Source organism: Streptosporangium sp. NPDC002721 (assembly GCF_042888905.1).
Taxonomy (GTDB): Bacteria; Actinomycetota; Actinomycetes; order Streptosporangiales; family Streptosporangiaceae; genus Streptosporangium.
Window position 1 is genome coordinate 201,832 of sequence record NZ_JBIAQI010000013.1, and the last position, 19,666, is coordinate 221,497.

At 69.0% G+C, this 19,666-nt stretch carries 18 protein-coding genes and 1 tRNA gene; 7 read left to right on the plus strand and 12 right to left on the minus strand.

Annotation, left to right across the window (positions count from 1 at the left end):
* Nucleotides 1-298: 298 nt before the first annotated feature.
* Complete coding sequence (locus tag ACFYWM_RS20400) at nucleotides 299-1,276, minus strand: hypothetical protein (protein WP_389916861.1); 978 nt, start codon at nucleotides 1,274-1,276, stop codon at nucleotides 299-301.
* Nucleotides 1,277-1,631: 355 nt separating this feature from the next.
* Between ACFYWM_RS20400 and ACFYWM_RS20405 the strand changes: the two genes are divergently transcribed.
* From ACFYWM_RS20405 to ACFYWM_RS20420, 4 genes are all read left to right on the plus strand, one after another.
* Nucleotides 1,632-2,396: a 2,3-dihydro-2,3-dihydroxybenzoate dehydrogenase gene (locus ACFYWM_RS20405; protein ID WP_389916863.1), complete on the plus strand. Its 765-nt coding sequence runs from the start codon at nucleotides 1,632-1,634 to the stop codon at nucleotides 2,394-2,396.
* Between the two features lie 54 nt (nucleotides 2,397-2,450).
* Complete coding sequence (gene dhbC, locus ACFYWM_RS20410) at nucleotides 2,451-3,632, plus strand: isochorismate synthase DhbC (protein ID WP_389916865.1); 1,182 nt, start codon at nucleotides 2,451-2,453, stop codon at nucleotides 3,630-3,632.
* A 149-nt stretch (nucleotides 3,633-3,781) separates the two neighbouring features.
* The gene (locus ACFYWM_RS20415) at nucleotides 3,782-4,450 is read left to right on the plus strand and encodes an isochorismatase family protein (protein ID WP_389916867.1); all 669 of its coding nucleotides are present in this window, start codon (nucleotides 3,782-3,784) and stop codon (nucleotides 4,448-4,450) included.
* An 80-nt stretch (nucleotides 4,451-4,530) separates the two neighbouring features.
* Nucleotides 4,531-4,812 (plus strand): metal-sensitive transcriptional regulator, encoded by a 282-nt coding sequence (locus ACFYWM_RS20420; protein WP_389916869.1) that lies wholly within the window; start codon nucleotides 4,531-4,533, stop codon nucleotides 4,810-4,812.
* Nucleotides 4,813-4,916: 104 nt separating this feature from the next.
* Here the strand turns inward: ACFYWM_RS20420 and ACFYWM_RS20425 are convergent, their stop codons facing one another.
* Nucleotides 4,917-5,249 (minus strand): ArsR/SmtB family transcription factor, encoded by a 333-nt coding sequence (locus tag ACFYWM_RS20425; protein ID WP_389916871.1) that lies wholly within the window; start codon nucleotides 5,247-5,249, stop codon nucleotides 4,917-4,919.
* Nucleotides 5,250-5,331: 82 nt separating this feature from the next.
* Between ACFYWM_RS20425 and ACFYWM_RS20430 the strand changes: the two genes are divergently transcribed.
* Both ACFYWM_RS20430 and ACFYWM_RS20435 read left to right on the plus strand, forming a co-directional pair.
* Nucleotides 5,332-6,255 carry a cation diffusion facilitator family transporter gene (locus ACFYWM_RS20430; protein WP_389916873.1) on the plus strand — a complete coding sequence of 308 codons (924 nt, stop codon included), beginning with the start codon at nucleotides 5,332-5,334 and terminating at the stop codon, nucleotides 6,253-6,255.
* Between the two features lie 38 nt (nucleotides 6,256-6,293).
* Complete coding sequence (locus ACFYWM_RS20435) at nucleotides 6,294-6,845, plus strand: GNAT family N-acetyltransferase (RefSeq protein ID WP_389916875.1); 552 nt, start codon at nucleotides 6,294-6,296, stop codon at nucleotides 6,843-6,845.
* 376 nt (nucleotides 6,846-7,221) lie between these two features.
* Here ACFYWM_RS20435 and ACFYWM_RS20440 read toward each other — a convergent pair whose 3' ends face one another.
* From ACFYWM_RS20440 to ACFYWM_RS20480, 9 genes are all read right to left on the minus strand, one after another.
* Nucleotides 7,222-7,716 carry a Pycsar system effector family protein gene (locus tag ACFYWM_RS20440; RefSeq protein ID WP_389916877.1) on the minus strand — a complete coding sequence of 165 codons (495 nt, stop codon included), beginning with the start codon at nucleotides 7,714-7,716 and terminating at the stop codon, nucleotides 7,222-7,224.
* Nucleotides 7,709-9,052: a hypothetical protein gene (locus ACFYWM_RS20445; RefSeq protein WP_389916879.1), complete on the minus strand. Its 1,344-nt coding sequence runs from the start codon at nucleotides 9,050-9,052 to the stop codon at nucleotides 7,709-7,711. Before ACFYWM_RS20445 ends, ACFYWM_RS20440 begins: the two co-directional genes overlap by 8 nt.
* A gap of 1 nt (nucleotide 9,053) precedes the next feature.
* Nucleotides 9,054-10,343 (minus strand): OmpA family protein, encoded by a 1,290-nt coding sequence (locus ACFYWM_RS20450; RefSeq protein ID WP_389916881.1) that lies wholly within the window; start codon nucleotides 10,341-10,343, stop codon nucleotides 9,054-9,056.
* On the minus strand, nucleotides 10,340-11,167 hold the full coding sequence (locus ACFYWM_RS20455) for a hypothetical protein (RefSeq protein ID WP_389916883.1): 828 nt from the start codon (nucleotides 11,165-11,167) through the stop codon (nucleotides 10,340-10,342). The genes ACFYWM_RS20450 and ACFYWM_RS20455 overlap by 4 nt, the downstream gene beginning before the upstream one ends.
* 62 nt (nucleotides 11,168-11,229) lie before the next feature.
* Nucleotides 11,230-13,470, minus strand: coding sequence for a hypothetical protein (locus ACFYWM_RS20460; RefSeq protein WP_389916885.1), 2,241 nt, complete (start codon nucleotides 13,468-13,470; stop codon nucleotides 11,230-11,232).
* The gene (locus ACFYWM_RS20465) at nucleotides 13,467-14,222 is read right to left on the minus strand and encodes a hypothetical protein (protein WP_389916887.1); all 756 of its coding nucleotides are present in this window, start codon (nucleotides 14,220-14,222) and stop codon (nucleotides 13,467-13,469) included. Before ACFYWM_RS20465 ends, ACFYWM_RS20460 begins: the two co-directional genes overlap by 4 nt.
* 142 nt (nucleotides 14,223-14,364) lie before the next feature.
* A complete protein-coding gene (locus tag ACFYWM_RS20470) occupies nucleotides 14,365-15,078 on the minus strand; it encodes a Crp/Fnr family transcriptional regulator (RefSeq protein WP_389916889.1) in 714 nt (237 codons plus the stop codon).
* Nucleotides 15,079-15,597: 519 nt separating this feature from the next.
* Nucleotides 15,598-15,671 (minus strand) — tRNA-Pro (locus ACFYWM_RS20475).
* Between the two features lie 35 nt (nucleotides 15,672-15,706).
* Nucleotides 15,707-16,630 carry a metallophosphoesterase gene (locus ACFYWM_RS20480; protein WP_389916891.1) on the minus strand — a complete coding sequence of 308 codons (924 nt, stop codon included), beginning with the start codon at nucleotides 16,628-16,630 and terminating at the stop codon, nucleotides 15,707-15,709.
* An 80-nt stretch (nucleotides 16,631-16,710) separates the two neighbouring features.
* On the opposite strand from ACFYWM_RS20480, the gene ACFYWM_RS20485 reads away from it, so the two are divergent.
* On the plus strand, nucleotides 16,711-17,169 hold the full coding sequence (locus ACFYWM_RS20485; RefSeq protein ID WP_389916893.1) for a GatB/YqeY domain-containing protein: 459 nt from the start codon (nucleotides 16,711-16,713) through the stop codon (nucleotides 17,167-17,169).
* 99 nt (nucleotides 17,170-17,268) lie between these two features.
* Here the strand turns inward: ACFYWM_RS20485 and ACFYWM_RS20490 are convergent, their stop codons facing one another.
* Nucleotides 17,269-19,506, minus strand: coding sequence for a transglycosylase domain-containing protein (locus ACFYWM_RS20490; RefSeq protein ID WP_389916895.1), 2,238 nt, complete (start codon nucleotides 19,504-19,506; stop codon nucleotides 17,269-17,271).
* Nucleotides 19,507-19,666 lie beyond the last annotated feature (160 nt).

Consider the following 19,666-nt stretch of genomic DNA (forward strand, 5'->3'; position numbering starts at 1 on the left):
CCCCCCGTCCTGACAGCGGTACGCCGGATTCGCCCCCCGTCCTGACGCCGGGGTGCCGGATTCGTGTCCCGCCCCGACGGTGGCGTGGGGACCGGCGTCTCGTTCCGACGGCACCGGTGCGGGGGACGCCGAACTCCGCACCGACCCCCCGTGCCGTCCCCGGCGGCGGGACCCGGAACATCGGGTCCCGCCGCCGGCGGGTGTCACGGGGACGGTCGGAAGGGGGCGGATCGAAAAAGGGAGGGTCGAAAAGAGGAAGATCGGAAAGGGGAGGGTCGAAGGGGACGCTCCGACACGCCTACTGGGTGGTTCCGCCCTCGCCCGCGCCGCTCTCGCCGCCCTCGCTCTCGCCGCCCTCGCTCTCGCCGCCCTCGCCCGCACCGCCCTCGCCCGCCTCGGCCTGCGCGTCCTGCTCGGCGAGCGTGCCGCACTTGAAGCCCGGCTCCCGGTTGGGCTGGAGCTGGATGTTGCCGATGTTCGTGGTCTCGATCGGGCGCCGGAAGGTCTCCAGCTTGTCGCAGTCGTAGAAGACGTACGTGCCCTCGCTCTCGCCGAGCAGCATCATCCACCTGCCCTCGTAAAGGGGCTTGTCGTCCTCGGCGTTCCTGATGACGGTCCACTGGTCCTGGAACCCGACGAACGGGAGGAGCATGTTGGCCTCTCCCGTCTCCTGGACCTTGACCGCTCCCAGCATCATCTGCAGGATCAGCAGGAATCCCAGGCCGATGCCCGTGAGGGCGCCGATGAGCACCTTCATGCCGGCGCGGCCGACGGGCTTGCGGCGCAGCAGCCGGAACGGCACCAGGAACGTCAGCACGCCCAGCCCCACCGCCACGATGACCATGATGGCGATGTCGAGATCGCCGAAGAGGTTCAGCACGCCCCAGTAGGTCGCGCCGCACCACAGCGCGGCGACCAGGGCGGCGATCCAGGGACGTTGCCGTACGGCCGTCGTGGCCCTGCCGACCGTGCCGCGGGTCACCTTGTCGAGCACCCAGCCGAGCCCGACGACGAGGCCGAGAAGCGGCAGGACGATCAGCAGGAGCAGGACCAGCGTGCCCATCAACCGGCCGAGCAGGACGGACTGGTCGATGCCCGCCTGCTGCGGGCTGATGTTGAAGATCCCGTACATCTGCTCGACGCCGATGTAGAGGACGGCGTAGAGCGCGACACCGATCGGGACGATGATCGAGCCGATGCGCTCGATCACCGCCAGGACGCCGGTGTTCTCCTCCGCGGGAGGTTCTTCCCTTACGAGAGGTTCGGCGGGAGCCACCGGGGGAACATACCTCTGTTGCTCTGAAATATCCTGACTTGTCACGAGGGACGATGTTAAGACATGGCGGTTGACGTCATGTTGATTGAACGTAAACGTGCAAATTTACACATTCAGCCGGGGAGGGGCCCGAGGGGCGGCTCCGTCCCCGGAAGCGTCGCACCGGGACCCTTCCGGCCGCCCGGCCCGTCCCCGATCCCCGCGTCCTGAGGGCCGGAGTCTTCCCGATAACACCCGTGATGTCCTCCTGATCTGTGAAAAGTAACTATAAGTTTTTGCTGCGCAACCCAAAGTGATGGGGCTAGCCTGCCTACCGGCACAGGCTGAAGGCTGCGAGAACGACGAGGGCGAGGACATGGTGACGGAAGGCGCGGTGGCCATGGTCACCGGTGCGGCACAGGGCATCGGTGAGGCGGTGGCGCGAGCCCTGGCCGCGACGGGCACGCGCGTCGCCGCGCTCGACGTGAACGCCGAGCGGGTCGAGCGCGTCGCCGCCGGGCTCGACGGCGCGGTCGCCTACCCCTGCCAGGTCACCGACAGCGCCGCCGTCGACGACGTGGTCGCACGGGTCGAGGCCGGCCTCGGCCCGATCGGGCTGCTCGTCAACGTCGCCGGGGTGCTCTGCTCGGGACCGGCCGTCTCCATCAGCGACGACGACTGGGCCCGCACCTTCGCCGTCAACACCGGCGGGGTCTTCCACCTGTCCCGCGCGGTCGCCCGCCGGATGATCCCCCGCAGATCCGGGGCGATCGTCACCGTGGGCTCCAACGCCGCGGGCGTTCCCCGGACGAACATGTCGGCCTACGCCGCCTCCAAGGCCGCCGCCGCGCAGTTCACCAAGTGCCTCGGCCTGGAGCTGGCACCGTACGGCATCCGTTGCAACGTGGTGTCGCCCGGCTCCACCGACACCCCCATGCAGCGTGCCCTGTGGACCGGCGACCACGACGCCCGGACGGCCGTCGACGGGTCCCTGGCCACGTTCCGGGTGGGCATCCCCCTCGGCAGGCTGGCCGACCCGGCCGACATCGCCGACGCCGTCCTCTTCCTGGCCTCCGACCGTGCCAGGCACATCACCATGCAGGACCTGTACGTCGACGGGGGCGCCACGCTCCGGTCGTAGTGCTCGCACCCTCCCACCGTCCCTGGATCCCTCTCGACAGGAGACCTCTTCGCCATGTCGTCGAACGACGTCCTCACCATGTCTCGAATGCCCGACCTCCTGGGCGACTACGAGCCCGGTACCTTCTTCTTCACCTCGCCGACCCGGACCCTGCTCGCCAGGGGGGTGCTCCAGGAGATTCCCGAGTCCGGGACGACGAGCCTGCAGGGGCGCGTCGCCTCCGCCCTGCGCGACGCGCGGGACTCCGACCACCCCAACCCCGTCGTGGTGGGCGCGATCCCCTTCCGCGACGACCGTCCCGCGCGCCTGCTGGTGCCCGCCGCCGTCTGCTGGACGAGCCCGCCGACCGGTCCCTCCGCCGCCCCCGAGCGGATCGGCGGGACGTTCACCGGCTTCGGCCCGGTCTCCGATCCCGGCGACTACGTACGCGGCGTGGAGAAGGCGCTGGCCAAGCTGACCGCCGGGGAGCTCAAGAAGATCGTGCTCGCCCGCACCATGGACATCACCCTGGGCGCCCCCGTCGACGTCGGCCGCGTCCTGCGCAACCTCATACGGCGCGACCCGCAGGCTTACGGCTACGCGGTCGACCTGCCGTCGAGCGGCGACACCGCCCGCACCCTCCTGGGGGCCAGTCCCGAGCTGCTCGTCTCCCGCTCGGGCCGCCGGATCACGACGAACCCGCTCGCCGGGTCCGCGCCCCGCCACCCTGACCCCGTCGTCGACCGCGAACGGGCCCGCGCCCTGCTCGGCTCCGACAAGGACCTTCGCGAGCACGCCCTGGTGATCGAGAGCATCGTGGAGGCGCTGCGCCCGTACTGCCGCAGGCTGTCGGTCCCCGCCGGCCCCTCGCCGCTGTCCACCGCCTCGATGTGGCACCTGTCGACCCGGATCACCGGCGTGCTGGACGACCCGGCGGTCACGTCACTGGAACTGGCCACGGTGCTGCACCCCACCCCCGCCGTCTGCGGTACGCCCGCGAGCGCCGCGCGCGAGGCCATCCAGGAGATCGAGCCGTTCGATCGCGGCCTGTACGCGGGCCTGGTCGGGTGGGGCGACGCGACGGGCGACGGCGAGTGGGTCGTGACCATCCGCTGCGCCGAGGTCGCCGACCAGACCCTGAGGCTGTTCGCGGGCGCGGGGATCGTCGCGGGATCGGTGCCGGAGACCGAGCTCGCCGAGACCACCGCCAAGTTCCAGACCATGCTCCGTGCCGTCGGCCTGGACCAGGACCGCTGACCCACCGGCGCGCGGGACGAAGCGCCACCGCGAGGACCGCGCCACCGCGAGGACCGCGCCACTGCGGGGAACGGCCCGCCGCGGGAAGGCTTTGACACCGCGGGAAAGACCCGTCGTCACAGGACATCACAGGAAAGGAGACAGTGCCCGTGGCCCTCCCCCAGATCGCCTCCTACCCGCTGCCGGGGGAGGACGATCTTCCCGAGAACCGGGTGAGCTGGCGCCCCGATCCGCGTCGCGCGGTCCTGCTGATCCACGACATGCAGAACTACTTCCTCGCCCCCTTCGCCGCCGGGGTCTCGCCGCTGAACGGGCTCATCGCCAACATCGGCCTCCTGCGCGACGCCTGCGCCGCCCTGGGGGTCCCCGTCGTCTACTCGGCGCAGCCCGGAGGTCAGAGCGAGCGCGAGCGCGGCCTCCTCCAGGACTTCTGGGGCCCGGGGATCCCCGGTCTCCGGGAGAGCGAGATCGTCACGAGCCTTCTTCCCGCCGAGCACGACATCCTGCTCACCAAGTGGCGCTACAGCGCCTTCTGCAGGACCGACCTGCGCGCCCGGATGGAGGCCATGGGACGCGACCAGCTCATCGTCTGCGGTGTCTACGCGCACATCGGCTGTCTCATGACCGTCTGCGACGCCTTCATGCAGGACCTCCAGCCGTTCCTCGTCGCCGACGCCGTCGCCGACTTCTCGCGGGAACACCACACCATGGCCCTCACGTACGCCGCGCAGCGCTGCGCGGTCACGGTCGTCACCCGGGCCCTGCTGCGCGGCTGGGAGCTCGCGTCGCCGCCCGCCGAGGTGGTCGGCGGCGTGTAGCGGAGGCCCGGTCCGCGAGGCCGCCTCGAATACTGACGGGGGGTATTCTTCAACGGGGGAGGCCGAGCGGAGGGGGAGAGATGCACGGATACGCCGCCAGCAAGCAGGACCATCTGCGGAGGCTGCGCCGGATCGAAGGGCAGGCGCGAGGGCTGCAGCGGATGGTCGAGGAGGACAAATACTGCATCGACATCCTCACCCAGGTGTCGGCGGCCAACCGGGCCCTGCAGTCCTTCGCGCTGTCCCTCCTGGAGGAGCACCTGGCGCACTGCGTGGCCGAGGCCACGGCCAAGGGGGGCGCCGAGGCCGAGGAGAAGGTCAGGGAGGCGTCCGAGGCCATCGCCAGGCTCGTCCGTTCCTGAGCGCGCCGCGACGGGCGTCGCCGTCACCGCGGAGGTCCGCAGCCGTTGAAAAGCGCCGGACAGGCGGTTATGAGGCCGGGGGATCGGGTGATACCGGTATGGAGCTATCCCGCCGGATCCGCCTCGTGCGCGTCCTGGTGGTCGGGGTCGACGGCGAGCACGACGTGGAGCAGGTCCTCGATGGCGTGGGCGAGGCGCTGGTCGGACAGCTCGTACCGGGTCTGGCGCCCCTCGGGCACCGCGACCACCAGGCCGCAGCCGCGCAGGCATGACAGGTGGTTGGACACGTTCTGGCGCGTCAGTCCGAGCTCGTCGGCCAGTCGTGCGGGGTAGGTGGGTCCCTGGAGGAGGGCGATGAGCATCCGGCAGCGGTTGGGGTCGGCCAGCGCCCTTCCGAGACGGGCCATCGCGTCCAGGCGTGTCGCGGCGGTGAGCATGGTTATCACAATACATCACTTGCTGTATATACAGTGCCTGCTGTATAAACGCTGAGGGTTGTACCCACGGGGATGGAGCGTAATGGGGCACGGACACGGTCACGGGCATGCGAAGCCGACGGCGACCGCGGCGCACCGCGGGCGCCTGGTCGTCGTGCTGCTGCTGACCCTCGGCGTGCTCGTCGTCGAGGTCATCGGCGCGGCGCTGTCGGGCAGCCTGGCGCTGCTCGCCGACGCCGGGCACATGGCCACCGACGCCGCGGGCATCGCGCTGGCGCTGTTCGCCGTCTGGATGGCCGGCAAACCGGCCAGCGCCCGGCGGACCTTCGGCTACCAGCGGGCGGAGATCCTCGCCGCCGCGATCAACGCGGTCGTCCTCCTCGCCCTGAGCCTCTACATCCTGTACGAGGCCGTCCGGCGCTTCGCCGACCCCGAGCCGGTCGGCGGGACGGTGATGCTCGTGGCGGCCACGGTCGGCCTGGCCGCCAACGCGGTCGGGCTGTGGCTGCTGCGCCCCGGCCAGACGGAGAGCCTCAACATGCGAGGCGCCTACCTGGAGGTCCTCGGTGACCTGCTGGCCTCGGTCGCGGTGATCGTCGCCGCGGTCGTCATCGCGCTCACCGGCTGGACCAGGGTGGACCCGATCGTCTCCGTCGTCATCGCCCTGCTGATCGTGCCGCGCAGCTGGAGCCTGCTGCGCGAGGCCGTGGACATCCTGCTCGAAGCGGTGCCCCGGGGCGTCGACCTGGAGGAGGTCCGCAGGCACCTGCTGGAGACACCGGGCGTCATCGACGTCCACGACCTGCACGCCTGGACGATCACCTCGGGGCTTCCGGTCATGTCCGCCCACGTCGTGATGGCGGACGGCGTCCTGGTGGACGGCTCCTTCGGCCCGGTGCTGGACCGGCTGCACGAATGCCTGGCCGGTCACTTCGACGTCGAGCACTCCACGCTGCAGCTGGAGCCCGCCGGCCACGCGGACCACGAGGGCGCCCGGCACCGCTGAGGGAGCGCCCGGCGGCGTCTCGGGTAGATCATGCTGGAATGAACGGACCGAAGATGGACCTGCTGCCCTTCGACACGGCACACGCGGCCACGGTCGCGAGCTGGCCCGCCTCGTCGCGGGAGGTCGCGATGTGGTGCGGACGGCACGAGTTCCCCCTGCCTCCGGAGGTCGTCGCCGGCTGGCAGCGAGGAGAGGACGTACGCTCCCACATGCTCCTCGCGGACGGTGACCCGCTCGGCTACGGGGAGCTGTGGGTCGATCCCGAGGAGGGGGAGATCGAGCTCGCCCGGATCATCGTGGCCCCCGGCGCCCGGGGCAGGGGGATCGGGCGGGAGCTGGTACGAGGGCTGGCCGCGCTGGCCCGGGACGCGGGCTACGCGAACGTCTTCATGCGTGTGCACCCGGACAACGACCGGGCCCTGCGGTGCTACCGGGGAGCCGGTTTCCTGCCGGTCGAGGCCCACCTGGCCGCGGAGTGGAACGTCTCCCAGCCGATCGACTACGCCTGGCTGCGACACGCCGCCCCCGAAGAGCCCGAAGACCCCGAAGACCCCGAAGACCCCGAAGGTCCCAGAGGTGGTCACGGGTGACACGCTTCGGTGATCCCTGAGGCTCACCGGTCAGTGCGCAGGACGGCCACCGAGCACGGATCCGCGGTTTCCAGTCGGCAGGACTGAGCCGATGGCCGGCTCAGTCCTGCCGGATGCGAGCATCGACATGCGCTCAAGAACATTCGCGAAGGTGGTTGTGCCGCCGCATAGCCGCAAAACCTGATGTATACAAACCGGGGCAGTTCAAGGCCGAGCGGATCAGAAGGCATTCCGGTACGTTCGCTCCCGCCGTCGCTCTCGCCGACCACCGTCGACACCGGGGCGAGCGGGAAGGAAGACAGGTTCCGAAGGGCACGGAGGCGCTACCCGCCGTGCCCGGAACGAGAGCGTCGCGTCCCCGGTGGGGACACCGTGGCTAGCCGATGAGTGCCGCGGCCAGCCAGGCCACGGCGGAGCCGGCGAGCAGCCAGATGCCTGCTCGTATCAGGCGGTACTTCATGTGGACAACCCTGCTCATCAGGTGAATCTGGTCAGCCAAGAGCTCCAGTTCCGCACGCGAGGAACGTTCGAGCACGGTGACAAGGGCGGACGTCGACTCCTGGGCGAGCACGTCGCCGTAGAAGGCGATCATCTTGGCGGGAGGGCCCGTTCTCCCGCGCGGATATACGGCTGCCAGGAACAGGCAGATGGAAGCACCGATCGAAGCTGTCCCCGACCACCACAGCCACTCGCCCGAACCGAGATCGAACGGTTTCCACGAACCCGCGAACAGACCGCCGAGCACGGCGCCGACGGCGATGCCCGTGGTGCCCAGGAAGATCGACGCCTTGGTGTCCGCCCGGTTCACCTCCTCCCTGATCTCGCCGAGGATCCGCTGGGCGTAGACGTTCGCGCGGTTTCGGTCACTCATCGCCGGTGTCCGTGGCAGGAGGCTGTGGGATGGCCGACCGCTGAGCGATCAGGTGCTCACGCAGTCTGGTGATCTCCTCCTGCAGTGGATACGGCTGATAGCGCTCGATAGCCTCCTCCACCTGGCGCAGGGCACCGAACTCCGGTTCGGGTCCCACGACTCCGGTGAGTTCGGGTTGGATACGCTCCCGCAGGGACGGACCGCGTTCCCCGGCGGAGAAGACCGGTGGGAGGCTGCCCGCCTTCTCATGGAAACCGCGTGCGTACATCATGAACTGGTAGGCGTCGCCGTACCGCTCGGAGATCCTGCTCACGAGATCGTCGCGGAGCGCGCACAGGTCGCTCCAGGCCAGAGTGTGTTTCGTGACACGGGCACTGGTCCTGCGCAGATGCCAGGCCGCGAGCAGTCGCGTGGTGCGGCCGCGTCGACGAGCATCGAACTCCTCGCTCGCGTACGGGTCATATGCCGCGATCTTCATGGCGAGCGCGCACAAGGTGAGCGTGACGATCAGAATTGTCACGAAGTCGACCGGTAGCGGAAGCTGGGCCACGTCGTCCGCGGCTTGTGCGGTTGTGAGGTTCGCCTCCCGCGCTCGGTGTACCGCCCAGCTCGCGGCGACGAGCAGGAGCATGCCGGGCAGTAGTAGTCGGAGCGACCAGGGGCCGATGCCGGCGAGCAGTCGCTTGATTCCCCGGCGGCCGGCTTGGCGCTCGGTGTGCAGGCGGGCGGCGCGGTGCGCCGGACCGCCGAGCATCGTCCCCGCGATCACGATGCCGATCGTCAGGGTCAGGCCCGGGAACAGCGTGAGGAGTTCCTCCAGCCCTGAGATGTCGGTGTTGCCGACGAACTTCTGGAAGATGTTGCGGAAGTACCAGGTGTCGAAGGCGCCGACCGCGACGATCGTGGGCCACACGATGATCCGCAGCCACAGCGGCCGTCGCGGGGTTCGGGTTCTGGCACGCTCGTCGCGTAGCCGCCGCAGGTCCTGTACGGCTGAGCCGACCTCACCTCCCTCGGCGGCCGCCCTGAACCCGGCCAGGGCGGCCAGCGCGTTCTGATGCGTCTCGATCAGTCGGCGCCGGCCCAGATCCATCGCCTCGGCGTGCTGGCGTACCAGGCGCGCGGCTCGGTTCTTGGCCTCAAGCAGCGCGTATGATTCGACGTTGTCCAATTGATCGGACGTGCGGGTCGGCGTGGTCTCCACGTACCTGTCGAAGTTGCGCTGCCAGCAGTCGCAGCCGTGATGGCACAGGTGGACAGGACGGGCCTCTGTCTCGGTGGCCTGCACCATCCTGCCGTTGAGCACCTCGTCGTCGGGGGGCTGTCCGATGGTCATCTCATCCACGCACCTTGTACTTGATCTCCACCCTGCGGTTGCACTGCCGGTCTTTCGCGGTCGTCCCTCGGCATCCCGGTTCCGGCAGGCTCTCGCCCAGCCCCTTGACGCGGATGCCGGTCATGCCCGCCTCCTCGAGCACCTGGCGCACCGATTCGGCACGCCTGGTGGACAGGTCCACGTTGTACGCGGCGTCCCCCTGGTCATCGGTGTGGCCGATGACCTCCAGCCACTCCGGCGCCTTGGGGGTCACCTTCTCGGCGAAGGCCGCCAGCGCTTCCAAACCCTCGGGCGAGACCTGGTCGGAGTCCGTTGCGAACAGCAGGTCACCAGGGAGCCTCTCCACCTGGACAGGGTTGGGACGCCGTTCGACGCTGGGGAACGTGATCGTGAGGTCTTCGGCGCCCTCCTCCGCAGGTTCTGCCTCGTCGGAGGAGGGCGGTATGCCGGAGTCGACGACGCACCTGTCCGCCGTCCCCGTCGCCTTCTCGCAGAGGCCCGTCCACAGCCGGCGCAGCCACTCCAGGTGCGGCTCCTGCGGTTCGGGGTGCCCGGCTCCCACACTTCCCACCCAGGGCAGCCGCACCTCCCAGCCCTTCAGGTCCGGTACGGCCTGCTGCGCCGCGCACGATCTGATGATGCGATCCGCGTGCGCGGAGTCGCGCATCGCGGTGGTGCGCAGGTCCGCGCAACCGGTCGTGGCCAGCCCGTCGGTCGCCACGACCAGGGTCCGCCGTGCCGTGCCGGAGCCACGCTGCCCGACCTGGAACGCGGTCATGACGTTGCTCCCCTTCTTGCCCGCGGGGGAGCGGGCGGCCTCCCCGACGAGGTGCCTGAAGCAGGCGCCGGCGTTCCCCGCGAACTCCCTGCGGTTGGACTCGCCACCGCTCATCCTGGGGAGGTAGACGGGCGCGCCCTGCCAGTCCACGCGCCTGCCGCCGTCGAAGGCGCCGACCTTGACAACGGCGGGGGTCGGCAGCGACGGGATCAGGGCCTTCTCCTCGGCGCCGAAGCTGATGGAGCCGTCGGCCTGTGCCACCCCCCGGCCACCGAAGATCGCGGTGTACCAGTCGGGGACGCCACCCGACTCCGCGTCCTGTGTGGACGCGCTGCGGTCGATCACGACGACCAACTCCTGCACGGTCGGCGTCCTGTCACGCGCGAGCCTGCTGAGCGCCGTGCAGGCGGCACCCGGCTGCGGCGTGCCCGCGGTCGCGCCCGTGTTCAGGAACGAGCATCCTGAGGCCAGCAGGACGCAGACCAGACCGGATGCCCGGACCACGCTCCTCATACACGCTCCCACGGCAGGTCGGCCGAGGGCTCAGGAAGACGCACGCCGAGCTGCTCCAGTGCCAGCCTGAGGGCACTCTCGCTGTCGGCCACGAGATCGAAGACGTTGACCGCCTGCTGGGCGCTCACCACGCTCTGGACCAGCGTGAGGAAGCGGTCGGCTTCCTCACGGCGCTCGTTCTCCATGATGTTCATGACACTGGCCACGTTCACGGGGTGCTCGGCGAGCTGTACGGCGAAGCGACTCCGCCAGTTCTTCCCGCTCTCCTCCAGGAAGCCGAGCCAGAGGTCGCGTTCCTTGCCCAGCCGCTCCACGTGCGCGCGGGTGAGTTCGAGCCTGGCATGACTCTCCAGCAACTGCTGGCTGATCCCGCGCTCGAACTCCAGCACCTGCGGGCTGAGCGCGACCCAGGCCCGGGCCGAGCACTTGATGACCACGTCGTCGCAGTTGTGGATCGGAGTGAGGAACGCGGCGGCCAAGGCCTCCTCGATCGCCTCCTCGGTCTCCTGGGGCAGGTGGGCGTCGAACCCGCGTGCTGTGGCCCGCACCACGTCGTGCACGCGCCTGTGCACCTCCATCCGCTTGGCGTCGATCTCCGCCCACAGCTCCCCGGCCGGACGACCGGCCTTCGGCTGGGCGCACCACGAACACCACACCGTGACCGTGAAGGTCAGGGCGTCGCCCCGGGCCGGTGTCTCGATGACCAGCGCCTCGTCCCTGACATGCAGGCCCTCACCGGCCGGATGATCGCACGGGCGGGGTGGCGGTTGCATGAAGCGGCGGGTGAGCATGATCGGGTTGTACGGCTCCTCTTCGGCGCACACGTGAGGAGCCGCGGAGGTCGCGGGACGGGGGCGAATCCGATTCCAGATCCTGCGGAAAAAATTCATCGGGCGACGCCGCCTTTCATCAGGTGGTAGAGGTGCCGGCTGAGCTCGGCGCTGATCGTCTTTCTGCGGAACCAGTGGTGCAGATGAAGCTGAAGCGGCCCTCGCAGGTCGCCCCGACCGGCGGCGAAGACCTTCTCGATGACGGACCTGCGGCGCTCGGGGGCTTTCTCCCAGTCACCGACCCAGGCGGCGAGCGCGGTCCACGCCTCGTGGACCGGCGGGCCACCGACGATGTTCTGCAGGTTGCGAGGGGTCAGCCCGCAGCTGAGCGCGTTCAGCCACAGCTCCACCAATTGCCGCTCGGTCTCCTGCCACAGCTCGTCGTCGAGTTCGTCCAACTGGAGCCTGCTGCGCTGACCTCCTACCTCGGAGGCGAGCCGGGTCAAAGTCAGGGCGGCGGTACGGCGGAGCCCGGGGTGCTCCTTCTCGATCCACCTGGAGAGCTCGCCGAGGATCGCCGGCGCGGTCTCCCGGCCGTACACCTCGGTGAGTGAGCGAGCCACCGCGTCCTGGATGTATCTCTGTTTCGGTGAGGAGCGCAGCGAGATCCGCTGGAAGGCCGCGAGGGCCTCCTCTATCCAGTCGACGCCGATGCGGGAGCCGTATGCCCGCGCCACCACCGTGCGCTGCTTGGCCGTGCCCTCGGACCAACCGCGCAGGCGATCGAGCACGCGGCCCGAGGCCTTCTCGGCGTGGGCCACCGCCTCGAATGCCCAGGCGGCCAGCCACTGCTCGCTCTGCCGAGAGGATCCGCCGCTCCACGGGCGGAGAAACTCCGTGTCGATCACGTCGAAGTCGTAGGTGGCCAGTCGGCCGATCGCGTGGGCCACCTTGATCCGCACGTCACGCCCGGGGTGCCTGGACAGCTCCCTCAGCCACGCGAGCACGGGGTCGCGAATACTCTGCCCCTCCTGCCAGACGACTTCCAGGACGGCGGCCGCCAGGTGCGGTCTTCGCAGGCGGACCCGGCGGATCCCGCTCGTGTCGTCGGCTTCGTCGCAGTCGGCCCAGGCGTGATCCAGCCAGTCGGGCAACCACTGCCACGTGGGCGCGTCAGGCTGTTCCTGTGCTGAGGGCTCGTCCCCGACCAGCTCCACGAGCAGCGAGGCCGCCCGCGAGACGGTGATGACGGGAAGCTCGTTGAGCACGGCGGCGCTGATCAGGAAACAACGCAGGTGCAGTGGATGATCACTGCCCAGCCGCTCGCGAGCCGCTTTCTTGAGCTCACCGGGCTGACCGGCCATGACGTCGTCGAGGCGGCCTCCCCCGCAGAGGACGGCGGCCGATTCCCTGGCCAGCCTGGCGCTCTCGCCAGGAGGTCGTTTCTCGGCGGCGAAGTCCGCGAGGCCGTCCATCTGGTAAGCGGTCTCAAACAGACCGCCATGGTCGAGCCTGGTCAGCTCGTACTTCAGCCAGCGCTCGAACACCTCGACGGGCTCTGGGGGGTCGTGGCGAACGGAAGGCTGCCCGAACAGCCCGTCCGGGCCGGTCAGGACGACGAAGCAGCCGGACAGCACATCCGCGAGATGGTCGAGATGCCGGAGGACCTCCTGAGGGTTCTGCCTGGCCCAGGCGGCTCGCGTGGCGTCCAGCACGTAACCGGTCCGCCTTCGCAGGCTGTCGGCCTTCACGTAGGCAGGGTCGCCGCTCACCATCAGCAGGGCGGTGCGGCGACTCTCCTCCTGGGGCGAGCCATAGGCCCACCAGAGCAGTGCGGCCTGCGCGGTGTACTCCCTCCCACTGTCCGCGTGCCCTGCCAGGACGACGACTCGCTCGCTGTGGAGCTGCTCGACGAGGCGCTTGCGGGCGTCGCCGTCGACGAAGGTGTCTCGGATCCGGCGGGCGTCCTCGTCACCGACCGGGTAGGTCCTGACGATCGGTCCGGAGTCGCGCAGCCCGATGTTGATGTCGCCGTGATGGGTCTCGAAGAGGGTGCTGTCCATGATGCGGTGCGCCGAGCCATGCACCGTCCTGGTGGCGTACAGGCCGTCGAGGTTCTCATCGCGCAGCCGGCGCTCTCTGTTCTCATCGGCCAGCCGCTCGCCGAGCGGCCGATCGTCGTCAGGCTCCTCCTCCTCCAGGGAGACCTCGGGAGCCTTCTCCTCTCGGCCCTTGGCCAGCGCGGACAGCTCCGGGGGCTGCTGCTGCCCGGCTGCCACGGGCGGTTCCGGCTGGGGTGCGGATGCCTCGGCCTCGGCCTCGGAGGCATGGTCCGGCCCGGCGTCGGTCTCGCTCATGTGGAGCCCCATCGCCTTCCCAGGTTGATGTCGCCGATGTTGATGTCACCCTTGTGGGTCTCGTTGACGACGGAGTCGGTGATGGTGTGCGCCGAGCCGTGCACGACGGGTTGTACGGGGTGGCTCCTCGGCGTAGGTACGGCCTCTTCGTGCGGTTTTGGGTCGAAATCGTTGAGCGCGGGGATGTCATAGAGGTCGCAGCCGGGGACGTAGAGATAAGCAAGGTAGGTCTCCTTCTTGGCCTTGACGCGCACCTGCCGGAACTCGGCCGGGCTGAGCCGGCCGTAACCATCGGTCAGGTAGTCGTTGAAGACGCGCTCGGAGACGATCACGGCGAGGTTCGCGCCCGGGCAACTGGACAGCGCCACCCGTACCGCGTCCGCGTCGACCAGCCGGTTGACCTGTACGGCGTGCGGGCCGGGAACGCCGGTGGCGCCGTCCGTCCTGACCGGCCCCTCGTGCAGTGCGAGTCTGAGCCGCAGGCGGGTCCAGGGCGCCGGACGCGGCCGGCCGTTACGGGCACCGAGGGCCACGTCGATCTCCTGGACGAACGTCTCGGCCAGCACGCCGATGGGGGTGTCTCCCGGCAAGACGGCGAACCCGCCGTCTCCCGACCACTGGGTGATCCATTCGTCACGGTCGAGTCTCGTCCTGCGGGCGGCAGCGCCCAGCACCCGGTCGAACCCGCGCTGCGCCTCGTACTGTTCGGCCGCGTTGCGCCCGCTGTAATTCTCCACGTCGACTGAGAACATCGGCTGTGTTTTCGCCATGGCGGAACTGCGCATCCGTACCTCCAGAGCTGATGTTGGGAGTTGTCGGGAAACCCTGCCACTGGTCGGCGCCATGAAAGCCGTCAAAAGTTGGGTTAGGGGAAATGTGAACGAAAGTCTGTTTTTACGGATGTGTGTGGAGGTCTGCGAAGTTCATCAGAGCTTCGCGATTCAAGATCAATATTCGGCGATGCCCCGGCTGGACGAGTTTCAGGGCCGCCAGCCGGCGCAGGGCCCGCTGTACGGAACCCTCCTTGGCGCCGATCAGAGCCCCGAACTCCGCCTGGGACAACCGCACGCCGACGTCGACTCCCTCCGCCTGTTCGCGGCCGTGCAGGTGGGCCAGTTCGAGGAAAGCGCGGGCGAGCCGCACATCCACGTCGTATCCGGCGAAGTCGAGCCGTCGCCGGTTGGCCTGGCGCAGTCGCTCGCTGAGAATCCGGTTGAGCATCACCGCGACGGTCGGGTGCCGGTGGAGGTGTTCCATGAAGACGGGGCCGGCCACCTGGCTGATCAACGACCGGCGGCAGGTGGAGACCGAGGCGAATCTGGTGCTGCCGTCGATCACCGCCATCTCGCCCACCACGTCACCACTCACCCGGATGGCCACAAGGGTCTCGCTGCCGTTCTCCACCCGCGCGGTGACCGTCACCAGGGCGTCGAGCAGTAGGTGAACGGCTCCGGCGTCATCGCCCTGGCGGATCAGCATGTGGCCGGCCGGGTACGACCTGTGTACGCCGAGCCCCAGAAGTCCGCGTCGGTCCTCTTCCGCCAGTCGGGCGAGAAGTGTACCTGTGGGCCAGCCGTGAGTTTCCCGTTGAGACTGCTGAGGTGTCATTTTGTCCTACGCCGCCGAATGCAGGAAATACCGCCGTTCGGGCGCGGAGTCCCCTCCCGAAAGCAGGGGATATTTTTATCACAACGGGCGAGGCAACTTTTCGGCCTATTCGCTAAATGCCCGTTATGTGTTGTTTGATCTACAGAAACTCTCTTGATGTACTTTGGAAAGTATCCGCAAGGTGACACGGTTCGGTCCCCGCGGATTCTTCCGACACCGCGCGGTGACTCGCGCGGGACGGGTGCCTGCCTGGGAATCGGGTCTGACCACGAGTCAGGGGGGCGTCACGGGTGATTGATTGTCGGTCGAGAGGTCTGCTCGCCGGGACCTGTGGTTTACGACGAACTGTCCTCTGGGCCGGGTACTACCGACAGTCGGTCGGAGAGTGCCGGGGAAGACTCCTCGAACCCGTCAGTGCCCCTCGAAGAGCTTCAGGCGCACGGTCGAATGACCGTTGAATGATCAAAGGCCTGGCCGCTGTCTCCAGCGGCCAGGCCTTTGAACTCGGGACAATCAACGTCGGGGTGACAGGATTTGAACCTGCGGCCTCTTCGTCCCGAACGAAGCGCGCTACCAAGCTGCGCCACACCCCGTTCACACGCCCGGTCTTGCTCGTGCTTGGAAAAGTCTAGCGGACTTCGTGGGTGCTTGCGTCGCCACGGCGGCGGGGCATCAGGGTCAGGAGGCTGGCCTCGGGATAGCAGGCGAAGCGGACCGGGGCGTAGGGGCTGGTGCCGAGGCCGGCGGAGACATGGAGGTAGGCGGAGTCGTGGCGGCTCATGCCCTTGACGCGGGCCCGGTCGATGCCGCAGTTGGTCACCAGGGCGCCGTAGAAGGGGACGCAGAGCTGGCCGCCGTGGGTGTGTCCGGCGAGCAGCAGCTGGTAGCCGTCGGCGGCGAAGCGGGTCAGGTTGCGGGGCTCCGGCGAGTGCATCACGCCCAGCCGCAGGTCGGCCGCCGCCGGGGCGGGACCGGCGATCAGGTCGTAGCGGTCGAGGTTGATGTGGGAGTCGTGGATACCGCCCACGGCCACGTCGAGGTCGCCGACCTTGAGGCGGGCGGTGGTGTTGTTCATGTCCAGCCAGCCCTCGGCGGCCATGGCGGTGCCCAGCTCCTCCCAGGGGAGGGAGGGGATCTTCTGGCCGTAGTCGGCCTTGGAGGTGCGCCAGAGGTAACGGGCCGGGTTCTTCGGCCGCGGTTCGTACATGTCGTTGGAACCGTAGACGAACAGGCCCGGTCGGGAGAGCAGGGGCTCCAGGGCGTGCATGAGGGGCGTGATCGCGTCGGGGTGCGAGATGGAGTCGCCGGTGTTGACCACCAGGTCGGGGTTGAGGGCTCCCAGCGAGCGCACCCAGTCGATCAGCCTGCGCCTGCCCGGGGTGAGGTGCAGGTCGGACAGGTGGAGGATGCGCACGGGCCGCTGCCCGGGCTCCAGCACGGGCACGTCGAAGCGGCGCAGCCGGAACGCGTTGCGCTCGACGACCGAGGCGTACGCGAGGCCGGCCAGGCCGGCTCCGAACAGGGACAGGGGCACCGCGGCTGCTTTCCTCACCCTCTCATCATGCCCGAGATCGGGCCCTCGAACGGAAACTCGGGATACAGCGGGGCTGGTGAGGCGGCAAGATGGACGGCATGAGCGCATTGAAGGACAAGCTGAAGGCCGATCTCACGGCCTCCATGAAGAGCAGGGACGAGATCCGCACCCGCACGATTCGCATGGCCCTCGCGGCCGTGAACGTCGAGGAGGTCTCGGGGAAGACGGCACGCGAGCTGAGCGACGACGAGGTCGTCAAGGTGCTGGCCAAGGAGGCCAAGAAGCGTCGCGAGGCTGCCGAGGCGTTCAGCGGTGCCGGCCGGGCGGAGCAGGCCCAGGCGGAGGTCGACGAGCAGGCCGTGCTGGAGGCGTACCTGCCCGCGCAGCTGTCCGACGAGGAGCTCGCCGGGCTCGTGGAGGAGGCCGTCGCAGAGAGCGGCGCCACCGGCCCGCAGGCGATGGGCCAGGTCATGAAGCTCGTGAACCCGAAGGTCGCCGGACGCGCCGAGGGTGGTCGCGTCGCGCAGGCCGTACGGGCGCGCCTGGCGTCTTCCTGACAAGGCGAGATCGATACGGCGAGAGCCCTCCTCGCCGGACCTGCGAAGGTCCGGCGAGGAGGGCTCCGGCGTCTCTGGAACCCCGAGGCTCCGGTGCCGCTACGGGGCGGCCGGGGCGGTCGGGGTGATCGGGGCGCCGCCGTTCGGGCCGAACACGAAACCGTCGTTGATCTCCCGGTTGCCGCCGCCGTCCGGCGGGCCGAACGGGCCGTCGCCGTCGTCACCGCGGTCGCCCCGGTCGTCACCGGGGCCGTCGCCGTTGTCGCGCTTCGGCGGGGGCTTGGGCGCGCACCGGCCGCCGGTGCAGCCGCCGAAGCGCTCCATGTTCACCGGGGTGAAGGGGGTCGCCTCGACGCCCTTGAGCGCGCCGAGCATGGAGTCCTTCCAGATCCGCCCGGAGATCGAGGCGCCGTACACGTAGCTGTAGTAGCGCCCGCCGATGGTCACGCCGGTCAGGTCGTACTTGAAGGCGCCGCGCGGGTCGCCGAGGCTCACCGCGGAGGCGAGGTCGGGGGTGAACCCGGCGAACCAGGCGGCGGTGTAGGCGTCGGTGGTGCCGGTCTTGCCCGCCGCCGGACGGCCGATGCCGCCGACCTCGGTCATCGTGCCCTTGGTGAAGACCCCGGACATGATGTGGCTGGCCGCGTCGGCGACCTCCTCGTCCAGGACCTGCTTGCACTTGGGCTTGTAGGAGGTCTTCTTGCCGTCGCGGTCGGTGCTCTCGGTGATCACCATCGGGCTGCAGTAGGTGCCGCGGGCGGCGATCGTGGCGTAGGCGGCGGAGACCGTCACCGGGTCCATCTCGTTGATGCCGAGGGTGAAGGTCTCGAACTCCTTCAGCGCCCTGCCGTCGGCGCGCTTGATGCCCAGGCTCTTGGCCATCTTGACCGTCTCGCAGAGGCCGACCTCCTGCTCCAGGCGCATGAAGAAGGTGTTCACCGAGCCCAGGGTGCCGGTGGTCAGGGTCTTGAAGCCGCCGCCGCCCTCGCTGGAGTTCTTCACCTCGTGGCTGGGCTCCCCGACCCCGTTGCCCTTGCAGTCGCGGAACGAGCCCTTGCCGGGGGCCCGGTAGCCGGAACCGGTGCCGAAGCCGTCGTTCAGCTTCATGCCCTGGTCCAGGGCGGTCAGCAGGGTGAAGGGCTTGAACGTGGAGCCCGCCTGGAAGCCCGCCCCGCCGCCGTGGGCCTTGTCGCCGACGAGGTTGTAGCTGATCTCGTTCTTCTTCTTGTTCCTGCCGAAGTTGCGGCTGGCGGCCATCGCCTTCACGGCGCCGGTGCCGGGGACGACCATCGCCTGCGAGGCGACCGGCTTGTCGCTGGTCTTGACGTACTCCTTGATCGCCTTCTCCGAGGCCTTCTGGGCCTTCGTGTCGAGCGTCGTCTTGATGACCAGGCCGCCCCGCTGCAGCAGCCTCTCGCGCTGCTTGCGGGTCTTGCCGAAGTCCTCGTTGGTCGCGATCTCCTGCCGCACGTAGAGGCAGAAGTACGGGTAGGCGCTCTCCTCGCAGCCGCCGGGGGCCTCGATGTTCTTGAAGCCGAGTTTCTTCTTCTTGGCCTCCTCGGCCTCCTGCGGAGTGATCTTGCCGAGCTCGGCCATCCGGTTCAGCACGGTGTTGCGCCGCACCAGCAGCCGGTCGCGGGAGGCCTTGCCCGCGCTCGGGTCGGTCACGCTCGGGTTCTGCACGGCCCCGGCGAGGGTGGCCGCCTCCCACAGGGTCAGCTTCGAGGCCGGCTTGTTGAAGAAGCGCCGGGAGGCGGCCTGGATGCCGTAGGCGCCCGCGCCGTAGTAGGAGATGTTCAGGTAGCGCTCGAGGATCTCCGACTTGGTGTACTTCTCCTCGATGGCCAGGGCGTAGCGCAGCTCGTTGAGCTTCCTGGAGAGCGTGGGAGCGATCGCGGCCGCCTGCTCCTCCTTGGTCTCCGCGGCGTTGACCAGCACGAGCTTGACGTACTGCTGCGTGATGGAGGAGCCGCCCTGGACGACCCCGCCGCCCGAGACGTTCTTCACGGCCGCGCGGAAGGTGCCCTCAAGGTCGATCGCGCCGTGCTCGTAGTACCGGTAGTCCTCGATCGCCACGATCGCCGTCTTCATGACGTCGGCGACCTCGTCCAGCTTCACCGACTCGCGGTTCTCGAAGTAGAACTGGGCGAACTGCTTGCCGTCGGCGTCGAGCAGGGTGGTCTTCTCGGCGAGGGGGGGTTCCTTGAGCTCCTCGGGGAGAAGGCGCAGCTCATCGGCCGCGGCGTTCACCGTCATCCCCGCCCCGCCCACCGCCGGGAGCGCCACGGCGGCGACGAGCACACCCGTGATGGCGGCCGCGCCGAGCAACTTCAGCACATTACCGGCAGCGCCGATCACAGACCTCTGGTCTTTGCCTTGAGCTTGCACAGAACCCAGGGTACGTCGGACGGATGACGCAAACGGTAACGGAACGCCATCTTAGCTTGGGTTTGTCCCGGTATCTCAGGCAGGTGACTAGTCATTCCCGGCCAGATGG